This window comes from Lishizhenia tianjinensis (genome assembly GCF_900116425.1).
Classification (GTDB): Bacteria; Bacteroidota; Bacteroidia; order Flavobacteriales_D; family Crocinitomicaceae; genus Lishizhenia; species Lishizhenia tianjinensis.
This window is the reverse complement of sequence record NZ_FPAS01000005.1, coordinates 137,069-149,404: the sequence shown is the minus strand read 5'-3', so window position 1 is coordinate 149,404 and position 12,336 is coordinate 137,069. Positions and strand designations below refer to the sequence as shown.

The 12,336-nt window shown below is 37.9% G+C and carries 16 protein-coding genes; 10 read left to right on the top strand and 6 right to left on the bottom strand.

Annotated elements, in window-relative coordinates:
- Nucleotides 1-35: 35 nt before the first annotated feature.
- The 7 genes from BM327_RS13405 (at nucleotide 36) to BM327_RS13375 (ending at nucleotide 6,412) form a co-directional block, all read left to right on the top strand.
- Nucleotides 36-248, top strand: a complete 213-nt coding sequence (locus BM327_RS13405; protein WP_090251522.1) for a hypothetical protein — start codon at nucleotides 36-38, stop codon at nucleotides 246-248.
- Nucleotides 249-259: 11 nt separating this feature from the next.
- Nucleotides 260-832 carry a hypothetical protein gene (locus BM327_RS13400; protein WP_139230380.1) on the top strand — a complete coding sequence of 191 codons (573 nt, stop codon included), beginning with the start codon at nucleotides 260-262 and terminating at the stop codon, nucleotides 830-832.
- Between the two features lie 90 nt (nucleotides 833-922).
- Nucleotides 923-1,891, top strand: coding sequence for an OmpA family protein (locus BM327_RS13395; RefSeq protein WP_090251510.1), 969 nt, complete (start codon nucleotides 923-925; stop codon nucleotides 1,889-1,891).
- 134 nt (nucleotides 1,892-2,025) lie between these two features.
- Complete coding sequence (locus BM327_RS13390; protein ID WP_090251507.1) at nucleotides 2,026-2,583, top strand: RNA polymerase sigma-70 factor; 558 nt, start codon at nucleotides 2,026-2,028, stop codon at nucleotides 2,581-2,583.
- Nucleotides 2,584-2,597: 14 nt separating this feature from the next.
- Nucleotides 2,598-3,584: a FecR family protein gene (locus BM327_RS13385; RefSeq protein ID WP_170853767.1), complete on the top strand. Its 987-nt coding sequence runs from the start codon at nucleotides 2,598-2,600 to the stop codon at nucleotides 3,582-3,584.
- Complete coding sequence (locus BM327_RS13380) at nucleotides 3,556-5,292, top strand: STN domain-containing protein (RefSeq protein ID WP_139230379.1); 1,737 nt, start codon at nucleotides 3,556-3,558, stop codon at nucleotides 5,290-5,292. The genes BM327_RS13385 and BM327_RS13380 overlap by 29 nt, the downstream gene beginning before the upstream one ends.
- Nucleotides 5,293-5,698: 406 nt before the next feature.
- On the top strand, nucleotides 5,699-6,412 hold the full coding sequence (locus BM327_RS13375; RefSeq protein ID WP_090251495.1) for a head GIN domain-containing protein: 714 nt from the start codon (nucleotides 5,699-5,701) through the stop codon (nucleotides 6,410-6,412).
- 235 nt (nucleotides 6,413-6,647) lie between these two features.
- Here the strand turns inward: BM327_RS13375 and BM327_RS13370 are convergent, their stop codons facing one another.
- Complete coding sequence (locus BM327_RS13370; RefSeq protein WP_090251490.1) at nucleotides 6,648-7,607, bottom strand: isopenicillin N synthase family dioxygenase; 960 nt, start codon at nucleotides 7,605-7,607, stop codon at nucleotides 6,648-6,650.
- Nucleotides 7,608-7,759: 152 nt separating this feature from the next.
- Here BM327_RS13370 and BM327_RS13365 point away from each other — a divergent pair, with 152 nt between their 5' ends.
- Complete coding sequence (locus BM327_RS13365) at nucleotides 7,760-8,365, top strand: hypothetical protein (RefSeq protein ID WP_090251485.1); 606 nt, start codon at nucleotides 7,760-7,762, stop codon at nucleotides 8,363-8,365.
- An 89-nt stretch (nucleotides 8,366-8,454) separates the two neighbouring features.
- Here BM327_RS13365 and BM327_RS13360 read toward each other — a convergent pair whose 3' ends face one another.
- On the bottom strand, nucleotides 8,455-8,928 hold the full coding sequence (locus BM327_RS13360; protein WP_090251480.1) for a GNAT family N-acetyltransferase: 474 nt from the start codon (nucleotides 8,926-8,928) through the stop codon (nucleotides 8,455-8,457).
- Between the two features lie 86 nt (nucleotides 8,929-9,014).
- On the opposite strand from BM327_RS13360, the gene BM327_RS13355 reads away from it, so the two are divergent.
- A complete protein-coding gene (locus BM327_RS13355) occupies nucleotides 9,015-9,221 on the top strand; it encodes a YwbE family protein (protein WP_090251476.1) in 207 nt (68 codons plus the stop codon).
- Nucleotides 9,222-9,432: 211 nt separating this feature from the next.
- The gene (locus BM327_RS13350) at nucleotides 9,433-10,707 is read left to right on the top strand and encodes a DEAD/DEAH box helicase (RefSeq protein ID WP_090251472.1); all 1,275 of its coding nucleotides are present in this window, start codon (nucleotides 9,433-9,435) and stop codon (nucleotides 10,705-10,707) included.
- 102 nt (nucleotides 10,708-10,809) lie between these two features.
- Here the strand turns inward: BM327_RS13350 and BM327_RS13345 are convergent, their stop codons facing one another.
- From BM327_RS13345 to BM327_RS13330, 4 genes are all read right to left on the bottom strand, one after another.
- On the bottom strand, nucleotides 10,810-10,989 hold the full coding sequence (locus tag BM327_RS13345) for a hypothetical protein (protein WP_090251468.1): 180 nt from the start codon (nucleotides 10,987-10,989) through the stop codon (nucleotides 10,810-10,812).
- 2 nt (nucleotides 10,990-10,991) lie between these two features.
- Nucleotides 10,992-11,315 carry a hypothetical protein gene (locus tag BM327_RS13340; protein WP_090251465.1) on the bottom strand — a complete coding sequence of 108 codons (324 nt, stop codon included), beginning with the start codon at nucleotides 11,313-11,315 and terminating at the stop codon, nucleotides 10,992-10,994.
- Nucleotides 11,312-11,788, bottom strand: a complete 477-nt coding sequence (locus tag BM327_RS13335; RefSeq protein ID WP_090251461.1) for a hypothetical protein — start codon at nucleotides 11,786-11,788, stop codon at nucleotides 11,312-11,314. Before BM327_RS13335 ends, BM327_RS13340 begins: the two co-directional genes overlap by 4 nt.
- A gap of 156 nt (nucleotides 11,789-11,944) precedes the next feature.
- Nucleotides 11,945-12,316, bottom strand: coding sequence for a hypothetical protein (locus BM327_RS13330; protein WP_090251456.1), 372 nt, complete (start codon nucleotides 12,314-12,316; stop codon nucleotides 11,945-11,947).
- Nucleotides 12,317-12,336: the final 20 nt, after the last annotated feature.

Sequence of the window (12,336 nt, the reverse complement as noted above, 5' to 3'; positions counted from 1 at the left end):
CAAAAATATCGTATCTTCCATCAAAACTTGATATTATGAAAAAAGGATTGATCTTTTTAGGATTGGCATTATTCATGCTTTCCTGTACGTCAAACACAACTTCTAATGAAGCAGAATTAACTCCTGAAGAAAGTGCACAAATTGAAAAAAATGAGGAGGTAATTCAAGAGCTTTCAACGGCAACAGATGAATTGAAAAAGTATAACGACGATGCCGCTGAAGCACTGCACGAATTAGATAGTCTATAAAATTTAAGAAGATGAAAAAGTTAATAAAAGTATTGTTTGCCCTCCTCCTATTCATGGGGATGAACCAGTTTAGTTTTGCTCAAGGACCTCAGGGAAAAGGGAAAGAAAAGAAGGCTGAAAAATCAGAGTTCGTAGAGAAAGAAAAAGAAAAGAAAGAGCAAAAAGCAGAAAACGACGACGACGATAAAGAAGAGAAAGACAAGGATAAGGAAAAGGATAAGTCGGACAAAGCAAAAGGTAAAGACAAAGAACACCCAGGAAAAGGTAATGCCTACGGTAAAAACAAGGGTGATTTAAGTGGAAGAGAGTTCGGACAAAAACGAGCGGAAGATGCCAAAAAAGCAAAGGCTGAACTTGAACAAGAAATCGAAGAAAGCGAAGTAACAATTGCCACTGGAGAAGAGAGAGTAAGAGAAGCGCGTGAAAAGATTCGAATTCTTTTAGAAAACAAAGAAATCTCTCAAGAAGAGCACGATGCTAAAAAGCAAAAGATTACCGAAGCAGAACAAAAAATAAACATTCTGAAAACGGAATTAGAAAAGAAAAAGAAAATACTAACGGAATTAGAAAAGGAGCAACAATAAGCACCTATTCATATTCAACTGTTTATAACATTAAAATTTTAGATGCGAGGGACCTATAATCCTTCGCATCTTTGTTTAAAATAATCAGTTATGAAGTCTATTGTTAGCATACTAGGTATAGGATTAATTGTTGCCTCTTGTGTAACTCCTCAGAAATACCAAGATTTATTAAGCAAGGAACAAGCGTGTAGTCAAGAGCTTGAAAAATACAAGACAATGGCCATAGATAATGAGGCCAAAGCAAAAAACCTTACTGAAGAAAGAGATGTTTTACGCGCTGAAGTAACACAGTTGAAGAAAGACACCTTAAAAATGGGTGTAGACTACCGTGTCTTACAAACGCAGTACGATAAAATGGTAGAACTCAACACGACTTTAGAAAAAGAGTTCACCCTTTCTAGATCTAGAGATGCAATAGAAACTGCAAAATTACAAGCCAACTTAGAAGCAAGTATTTTAGAAGCACAGCGTAAAGAGGATGCTCTTTTAAAATTGGAGGATGAGTTAGGAAGAAAGCAAAAGTTGTTGGTAGATAGAGAGCAACGTGTAAAAGAATTAGAGGAAATCATTGCGCGACAAGATGCTGCAGTTTCAGCTCTGAAAAACAAAGTAGCTGAAGCCCTTCACGGATTCAACGATAAAGGATTAACCGTAGAGCAAAAAGATGGAAAAATATACGTAAGTCTTGAAGCGAAATTGTTGTTTGCTTCTGGTTCTACAAATGTTGAGTCAGAAGGACAAAAAGCGATCATAGAATTGGCTAAAGCAATACAAGGTGATGATGATTTAGAAATCATTGTTGAAGGTCACACAGATGCTGATGCTTTAAACAGTGCAAAACACCCAAAAAACAACTGGGAATTATCTGTATTAAGAGCTACAGCTGTAGTTGAAATCATGTTGGCAAATTCTGACATCAATCCAGCTATCTTAAGTGCCTCAGGTAGATCTCAATTCCACCCTGTAAGCGAAACGGATAAAGCAAAGAACAGAAGAATAGAAGTAATTATCTCTCCAAACTTAAACGCCTTGTTTGAGATTATCGGAAACGAGCAATAAGCACTTCTCACACCAAATATTTAAAGGAGGAAACACAGTTTTCCTCTTTTTTTTGCCTTAATTTTAAAAAAGTTGAAATACGCATAGGGGTATGCTTACTTTCTGCTGTCTACTACACAAAGCGATAATAAAGAATGGAGCTAGTTGAAGCGATTACTTCCCAAACCTTAGAGGCATGGTTTAACCAATACTATGAGCCTTTAGCGCGCTACGCCTTTACCATGGTGAAGCGACAAGAAGAAGCAGAAGATATAGTACAAAAGCTATTTATCAAGCTTTGGGAAAAACGAAAAGAACTGGAAATTACAGGTCAAACCAAATCCTATTTGTACAGCGCTGTACACAATGCCAGTCTCAATCATTTAAACTCAGCAGCTCGTAAAAATTATCATCGCGAAGTAGAAGAAGACTATAGCTTGTCGGGTTCTGAACGAACAGACAGTGGTATAGAAAGTAAGGAATTAGAACAAACCATAGAATTAGCTATGCAAACATTACCCCCCAAGTGTAGAGAAGTTTTTCAGCTTTCCAGACAGGAACGACTCTCCTATAAAGAGATAGCTGATCAACTCAACATTTCAACCAAAACGGTAGAAAATCAAATGGGCAAAGCCTTAAAATTGATGCGCACGGCGCTACAAGAATACCTACCGGCTTTTATCATTCACATTTTAATTTTAAGAGGATGGTAGAAGAAAACACATACATGGAAAATTTAATTCTTCTTTTTTTAAAAGGAGAAGCAGGACCACAACACGCCCAGGAAGTTCAAAGCTGGATGGATGAAAACCCTGCCAACAAAGCCTTGTTCTTGGAGTATGAAAGAGCCTTTGCGCTTTCGCATCAACAAGAAGTTTTTAAAGCAGTGAATACAAAAGAAGCTTGGCAGAAAGTAGAAAGTCAAATCCAAAACAAAGGAAAAAACAACCTGCGTATGTTGTACAGTGCCTTAGCTGTAGCTGCAAGTATTGCCCTGGTGTTTACTGTATTTACATGGAACAATGAAGTTGAGCCTAGTGAAATAGCTGAACAACCCGTGATCAATGACAGCATACAAAACACCTTTAGCTTAGAGAGTTACACCGCGAGTACGGAAGCCACTTCTTTTGCCTTGAAGGATAACTCTAAGGTTAAATTAGAACCGCACAGTAAAATAATGCTCAACGAAGGTTTTGACAAAAGCAACAGAAGTTTAACCCTGGAAGGAAGTGCAGAATTTGCGGTGGAACACAAAGACGATTTGCCCTTTACCGTTCACGTGAAAGAACTCAAAGTGGTAGATATAGGAACGGTGTTCAACATTCAAGACAAAGGTGACACAGTGAAAGTTGTAGTTACAGAAGGTATAGTTGAATTAAAGTTAGGAGATGAAGACATACGTCTCATTGAAGGAGACAGCGCCTTTTATGTAGCCAAAGAAGCGCTTGTAAAGAAGTATGAGAAAGTGGAAGCAAGGAAAGACAAAGTCTTTGAATTTGACGGAACTAAACTCAAAGAAGTAACCGAAATTCTCTCCGCTTTCTACCAAAAGGACATCATTATTAAAAATGAAGCCATTCAAAACTGTGAATTGAGTGTGACCTTTAAAAATGAAGATTTGGCAACCATACTAAACATCATCAAAGAATTGATGGATTTAGAGGTGAAGTATAACAATAACCAATATGAAATTTACGGAGATGAATGTATTTAAGCTAATTCTATTGGGCTGTTATATCAATGTTGCCCTGGCGTTCGGACAAAGCAACCCCTTACCACCCTTGGAGCGCAAAGTAAGTTTACAATTGCAATCTACTACCTTAAAAGTGGTTTTGGATGAAATGGAAAAAATGGGCGAATATACCTTTGCCTACAGAACGGATGCCATAGACGAAAACCAACGTTTATCTCGCACCTACCAGAACCAAACTACACGTGAGGTATTGGACGATATTTTCCAAGGAAAGATCACTTACAAGGTAAAAGGTAATTATATCCTATTGCGCGAAACAACGGTTCCCAAACCTGGAGAGGTACACCTACAAGGTTATGTGGTAGATGCAACTACACAAGCCAAAATTCCTTATGTGAGTTTGTACGATACCCTGACTTTGAGTTCATCCATATCTGATCAATATGGCTATTATGATTTACAAGTTTCCAGTGCTGAAAAGGTATACATCAACGTTAAAAAACAAGGCTACAAAGACACCTTGATCCTTTGGCCAACAGATGGATATGCAGTACTCAACATTGAAATGACACCAATAAATACTGCTACAGATTCCTTAAAAGAAAATCAATTGCTAGATAAGGTAAAATCTTTCAAGTGGTTTAAACTGTCCGATGAAAACAAGGCAAACATCTCAAACTTCTCTAATAAGTTAGAAGGTAAAGCGCAGTTTTCTGTAGTGCCAGGTGTAGGAACAGCAGGCAAACTAAGTAGCACCAGTACCTATGATTATTCTTTCAACTTATTTGGAGGAATTACGGGTGGTGTAAACAAATTGGAAGTCGCAACCTTGTTCAATTTAAACGTAGATAGCGTAAGTTATTTCCAATCGGCAGGTTTGTTTAATGCGGTTGGAGGAAACCAACGCGGTGTGCAAATGGCAGGTATTACCAATTTGAATGGTGCTAATTTCAGCGGTGGTCAGTTCGGAGGTTTGATAAATTACACAAAAGGATCTTTTAAGGGCGGACAATTTGCCGGTTTCTCAAACATAGCTTTAGGAGAAGTAAAGGGTGTGCAAGGAGCTGGTTTTATGAACTATGCCAACAACAACGTGAAAGGTGCGCAATTGGCTGGTTTTATGAACATAGCTCGTGGAGAAGTTAGAGGTTTACAAGCCGCAGGATTTCTGAATATTGCTACCCACGTAAAAGGAGCCCAAATTGGGTTTATCAATATTAGTGATAGTATTTCCGGACCTACAATCGGTTTCTTCTCTTATTCAAAACACGGTTATCACAACTTAGAACTTTCTGCCAATGAAATAACAGAAGCCAACATTGCACTCCGCTCCGGATCGCACAGTTTTTACAACACGTTTAGAGTAGGTGCAAGTTTCAAAAGAAGTCAACCCGTGTATACCTTTGGGTATGGAATAGGATCTTCGGTTGGTTTGAGTAAACGTTTGCGCTTGTTCTTCGATTTAGAAGCCAGTAGTTTACAAACGGAATACTATTTAAACCCCAACGTTTTAGGTAAAATAAATATGAGTTTCCATTGGCAAATGTTTAAGAAAGTGGCTTTGGCATTTGGTCCAAGCTTGAACGTACATACTATTTCAGATTACAGTTCCGTAAGCGGACAATTCTTAGATAATTTGATGCCTTGGAAAGGATATAGCTATACCCATGATACTTACGTAAAATCCAACGCATGGATTGGTGCTCATGTAGCCTTGAGATTTTTCTAATCCACCCCGGATAGTCCCCAACAAAATTGGGGACTACAACGTATAGCCGGAATAGGTGGCAAGCTTTAATTCATAAAGAAAAAATCAAAATTCAAAAAGACGAACATACCAGAAGTTGAAGCTTCTCTATACTCCTTACTCAAACTCCAAACTGTTTTAGGCAAACGGCCGTGCCATCCATTATAGTCCCTAAGGTTTAACCCAAGTCGCACAAAAGGGCAAGCTCACTTCCGGTGGTCGTAAGCTTTTCCTTGCGCTTACTAAGTTCAAACCTCAGGGCGCTGCCATTGCTGTCACTGTTTGAAAAAGAAATTTTAAGTTGGTTTTTTGAATTTTGAACTTTAAATTTTTAATTAACGCGTAGGGGTAAACACTTTTTGCCTTGTCTACTATAAAAAAGAAGATTATGAAAAGTTATGTATTACTTATAGCATTGGTTGGATTGGTATTTAGCTCTTGCTCGAAATTTAAAATCAACCCATCATCAACAATAACCACAGAGGATAAAGGAATAACTGGTTTTACGAAACTAAAATTAAGAGACAACATCAATGCTTACGTTACTTTCTCTAGCGAAAATGAGGGCGTAATTATAGAAGCCAATGAAAACATTCACGATAGAATCGTAGTTACCATGGTTTCTGGAGAATTGGAAATTGAATTGAAACACAACACCAGTTTCAGAAAAGGAGCCGTGATTAATGCTTACATCACCGTGCCGTATTTAAAAGCCGTAGACGCCCACGATGCAAGTAGCGTTATTTTTGAAAACACACTAGAAACAGCAACTTTTGAAGCTAAGGTAACAGATGCGAGTCATTTCGAAGGCGAATTAAGATTAGACGATGCCATTTTAAACATTAGTGATGCTTCGCACGTAGATTTTTCGGGCGTGTGTAACACAACGGAAATCAATATCTCAGATGCATCCTCTTTCGTAGGCTACGGATTTGAAGTAGAGCACTTGGATATTTTCTTAAAAGATGCCAGCAGCGCAAAACTTACGGTAAACCAAACTTTGAAAGTTACTGCCAAAGACGCAAGTAGCTTGAAATACAAAGGAAATCCAACGATAGATCACATGGATATTACGGATGCATCGTCTGTGACAAAAATGTAGGTTAGATGTCTAGATTGCTAGATTTCTAGATGCCTAGACGAGTAGATTATTAGTCTCTCGACTCCGCTCGAGAACCCAAAATAATCAGGCTTTAAAGTAAAAAAGGGAACCACTTGGGTTCCCTTTTTCTATTTCTTTAAATGTTTAAATCATTAAATTTTTAAATAAAAGGTTCTCGAGCGATAGCCGAGAAATGAATTTTTGAATCGTTGAATTTTCAAATTCTTGAATAGTCCTACTTCACCAGCCCTATCTCCCTCAACCTTTCCATCAGATAATCTCCTGCGGTGATGTCTGCGTAGTGTTGTGGGTTGTCCTCATCTATACACGATGCCAAACAGTTTAAAGGCATGCTTGGTTTGGGGTGTAAGAAGAAAGGTACTGAATACCTGCTCTTGCCCATTTCTGCAGCAGGTGGGTTTACCACACGGTGAGTTGTAGATTTTAACCTGTTGTTGGTCAAGCGTTGCAACATGTCTCCAACATTTACAACGATGTGGTCTTGAATTTCAGTGACCGCCACCCATTCGTTGTTTTTGTTCAATACTTCTAGTCCGTCTGCCGAAGCTCCAACCAAAAGGGTAATTAAATTGATGTCCTCATGCGCACCTGCTCTTACGGCTCCAGGTTCTACTTCTCCTTGAATAGGTGGGTAATGCAAAGGACGCAAGATGCTGTTTCCGTTGTGCACAAATTCGTGGAAGTAGTTTTCTTCTAAGCCTAAGAATAAGGCAATGGCTTTCAATAATTCTTGACCACTGTTCTCAAAACTCTTGTAAGCATCTCTACCAATTTGCAAAAAGTTAGGTAACTCCTCCACAGCCACATTATCAATATATTGTGCTTTAATGGGGTCTCCATCTTCCACAAACTGACCAAAATGCCAGAATTCTTTCAAATCTCCCGCCTTCATCCCTTTGGCGTGTTCTTTTCCAAAAGATGTATACCCGCGTTGTCCGCCTATACCCTCTATTTCATACTTTGCTTTCACTTCCGTTGGCAAAGCAAAAAAGGCCTTCATTTCTGCGTACAAAGCATCAATTAAATCTTGAGGAATACCGTGATTTTTAACCGCCACAAAACCTATGGTTTCGTAAGCATTACCGAGATCCTGCACAAACTGCTCGCGCTGTGCTGCTGTTCCCTTTACAAAATCTGCTAAATCTACGGAAGGTATGCCTTTGGGTGTACTCATGTTTTTTAATTTTTGGAAACTCTAAAATAGGAAAGAGTTTGAGATTTTTAGACGGTTAGACTTTTAGATTTTTAGAACGTTTAGAACAATGCTAAAGTTTCGGTTCTTCAATGGTTCAATGTTTGCTTAAATAGAGTTTTTATATTTGAAACATGAAAACCATCTTAATCGCACTCGCTCTGTTGAGTCTTTCTTCTTGTAAATTGGTCATGCTTAAGACCGTAAAAAAGGCTAAAATATTTCCCAATTACGCAAGTGAAAAGCAAATCAATAAGTTTTATGATAAATATGCTTCTACGCAAACGGAGTATATCACTTTAAGCGATTCCAACCTTGTAAAAAAGATACAAGAACCCGGTTGGTCATTTGATAAATGGGAACTGTATGATCAAGAAGGTTTTCGCGTAAATCAAACCAACGCCGATAGCATTACCTGCAGAGCAAATTCTTATACTTTTCTGAAAGATTTTAGTGAAATGGAGAAAGTACAGGATACTTCACAACACCTCGCTCAAGACACCATCATTTATAATCATATAAAACAAGACTATAAAAATTTCGATTACACACTTATCATTTACTTCTCGAGCTGGAGAGGAAAATTCAGCGGAGAAATTCTTGACTTCGAAAAGCAATTCGTTTTAAATAACCCCGAATTACGCATTCAAGTCCTAAAAGTAAACATGGATTTCAGAGAAGAAATGAAAGGTACGTGGGTTAATAAATGGACAATAACTGCAGAGGAATTCAAAAAATAAAACGCTTAGATGTTATTTCATTCAAGAGTGTAGTTCAAGTTTACTAAAAATCCTAATTACTCCCTACTCACACTCTTGACTGTCTTTGCTCAAAGCTGCCTTTCCATCCAAAGATCACAGGAAAAATGACCAGAGTCTCCCAGCGGTGCGTCTAACTTTTCAAAACCTACTTTTTCGTACAAATGCACGGCTTCGTTTAAAGCAGGTATGGATTCTAAATACAAGTGAGTATAACCCATTTTTTGTGCGGCTTCCATGCTTTTTTGCATGAGTGCTTTACCGTAACCTTTCCCTCTTAAATCCGCGTTGAGGTAGAGTTTTACCAATTCTGCGTAGCCTGTTGGGAGACCTTTGGTCGGGTAAATACCACAACCGCCCACAACTTTACCGTCCAATTCCAAAATGAAATAAACAGAACCCTCCGTTTTAAAAAGTTCAAATAAATCATCCGTGGTTGGGTCTGTATAAACCGTTCCTTCTTTGGCCTGACCATATTCTTCCAAAGCTCTGCGAATTACTTGGGCAATGGCTACATTATCTTGGACTTGTATTTCTCTAATCATTTGTGAAAAATAAAGCACTAAAGATAGGAGAACTTGCGCTTTCGTAGCACCGTAGAAACGCTATCTTTGTTACAAAATCAGAATTCATGAGTGAAGGGACTTTTCGCAAAGACATCAAGGTAGGTTACATCGTAGAAATTGTGCAAAAGCACCACCAACGTACGGGTGAACTTACCGAAGGAGAAGTAAAGCGTTTGCTGACCAAGAGTCCGCAACACCCTCATGGAATTAAAGTGCAATTGACCACTGGAGAAGTTGGGCGTGTACAGCATATATTGGATACGGATGTTTAGACCGTTAGAGTTCTAGATGGCTAGATAAAAAAGTTAAATGGTTTGTCATATTGTAGGTTGGCAAAATTTCAACCTATACTTAATATTCGGCAACTCGACTCCGCACGGGAACCTATAACTAGAACCATTGTTTAATTCTGGTGGAGATGAAAAAATGAACAATCCACAAATTCGGAGCAGGTTTCCAATTATCTCCTTATCTTTAAACCCAATGAAATTCACAGAATTAAACTTAAACGACGAGCTCGTAAGTGCCTTAGATTACATGGGCTTTGAAACGGCAACACCCATTCAAGAACAAGCCATTCCTTTAATCTTAGAAAACAAAGATGTTTTGGCCTGTGCCCAAACTGGAACGGGAAAAACAGCGGCCTTCGTTTTGCCTATACTCAACAAATTAGTTGGAAAACAAGACACCAATATAGATACACTTATCATCGTTCCAACGCGTGAATTGGCCGTTCAAATTGAACAACAAATTCAAGGCTTGTCTTATTTTATTTCTGTGGGTTCTAAAGCCATTTATGGTGGTGGAGACGGTGCCGATTGGTCGGAGCAAAAGGAAGCGCTTTCTAAAGGAACAGACATCATTGTTGCAACGCCCGGTAAATTGTTATCGCATTTAAAAATGGGTCACGTAAACTTTAAACACGTGAAGCACCTGGTTTTAGATGAAGCCGACCGTATGTTAGACATGGGCTTCATCGACGATTTAAAATCCATCATTTCTTACTTGCCCAAAAAGCACCAAACCCTTATGTTTAGTGCCACTATGGCCAAAAGTTTGATGGGCTTAGCTACACGTATTTTAAATGATCATACAGAAATTCGTTTGGGAATTGCCAAACCTGCAGAAGGTGTAGATCATAAAATCTACTTGGTACACGACAACCAAAAGTTAGACATCCTTAAACATATTTTTGCAGATAGAAAAGATTACGATTCCATTATCATCTTTACCTCATCGAAGAGTAAGGTGAGTGAAATTGTGAAGTCGCTCAACCAAAATGGTTTTAAAGCCAAGGGAATTTCATCTAACCTAGAACAAGACAAACGAGAAGAAGTATTGCGTGGATTTAGGTCTAAGCGCATACGTATTTTGGTGGCTACTGATGTGATGAGTCGTGGTATTGACATCAAAGAAATCAACATGGTCATCAACTATGATGTACCGCATGACGCAGCCGATTACGTACACCGTGTAGGTAGAACAGCCCGTGCCAACACAAAGGGAGAAGCCTTTACTTTGGTGAACGAAAAAGACATGTTCCGCGTACGCAACATCGAGAAGTTAATCGAAAATTCTATCCCAAAATTAGAATTACCCGAAGGCTTTGCCCCCGGACCAGAATGGAAAGAAGCCCCAGCCCGCTCTAAAAACAAAAGGTATTCTGGAAAGAAGAAGTTTTACAAGAAAGGAAAAAGCGGAAACGGGAACAAAGATGGTGGAAAGCCTAAAGCTCAAAGTCCGAAGAAAGAAGGGTAAGGCAGTCTGGAGAGTGAGTAGGGAGTTGTTCGACTCTTGAAAAGCTAAAAACAACTCCACTTAAATTCAATATAAACTATTAATTATTCACCAAATTAATTTTTAAAATTCATTAAATAGGAATCCTAACGAAATGGCTCCAATTAACCCGCCAAAATATTCAAAAAACTTACCTGAAGAACCATTTGGGTCCTCGTCTGCCTTTGTTAAAAAAGTAAATAATATTCCACCTATTAATATTTTCCCTACAAAATACCCTATTATAATACCGAGTAATACCATATCTAATTTTTATTATTCAATTCATGATTAACAATCATCTGTTTTACAAATTCATTTTCAAATTTATTTGGATGATTGCCTGAAATTTTCAAAAACATTTCTGCTAACACAGCATTATGTTCAACTTCTAAATCCAATAAATCACTCACTACTTCTTTAAGTGTTTCCTTATTAAAATTTATTTGGTCTATTTCATTCCATCGGAGGGGATCTGAACACATATACATTACATGTCGAGTCGGAACAGTTACGTCAATACTTCTTAACCAACTTAGTTTTATTGTTGCTTCTGTTTTAGAGTATACTTTTTTAATCCTTATTTTCATTTAAAAGGGTTTATGGTAATTGTCTGAACTGTGTCTCCTTGGATTTGAATATTAGATGCGAAGCCAAAAACATAATTTGAATAAAGATTTCCATAATACTCATATCCTTTTCTCTCACCTAGCATTCCTAAATAGAATTCAGGCTGTTCATCAAGCTTTTTCATCAATCTTTTTAAATTGTTGAATTCAGCCCTCAATTTATCTGTATTCCCATGGATACCAATACCTACTAATTCTCCATTATCTATTGAAACTGTTGCAACTTCTCGGGGCATTCCACCGATTAAATTCTTTCTTAGAATAAAGCTATGAACTAATAATCCAGATTCTGTAAAAGAACTCCGGCTTTTGGCTTCTTTTGAAAAGAAATCTATAATATCGTTAATTGGGTTTGAGGATGAATAAATAATATCCTCTACCTTTCCTAATCTGAATGTTTTCAATTCAGATGCAAATTGATCTAGGGGGTCCATTCTTATTTTTTTTGCAATATAAAAAACTTTTGTACACATTCACCTGACTTATTCGTTATCATAAGTCCTTTTAATAGATTTATTATTAAATAAGGATAAACCAAAGCTAAAAGTTTACCAATTATTTACATTCGACTACGAGTGTATTTTTCTCTCTCAAAACTGACTCACCACTCTCTCCTCCACCATCTGACTAATTCGTTTATCCAAGTCCTTTTTATGGGCTAGATAAAACTCAAATTCTTCGGTGGTAAAAAGCGCGCAGGTTAAACCTATACTGGTAAACTTAAAATGTTTGTTTTTCTTAATGAAATTGCGGAGTTCTAGCTCCTTCTCTTTGGCAGGCAAACTCTTTTTGAGCAGCAATTGAAAGTGCGTTTCTTGTGCGATAAGGGCCAATAGTTTTTCATTCAAATGTTTTAAAACCGGTCGCAAAACGCGGTGCTGAAATTCTTCTACTTCAGACTTATTGGCTTTTATATCTGCTTCGAAAGTTCGGAGGGCCAAAAGATGTTCGTCGTTTGTCATGTGATATGAACGTTTGAGGA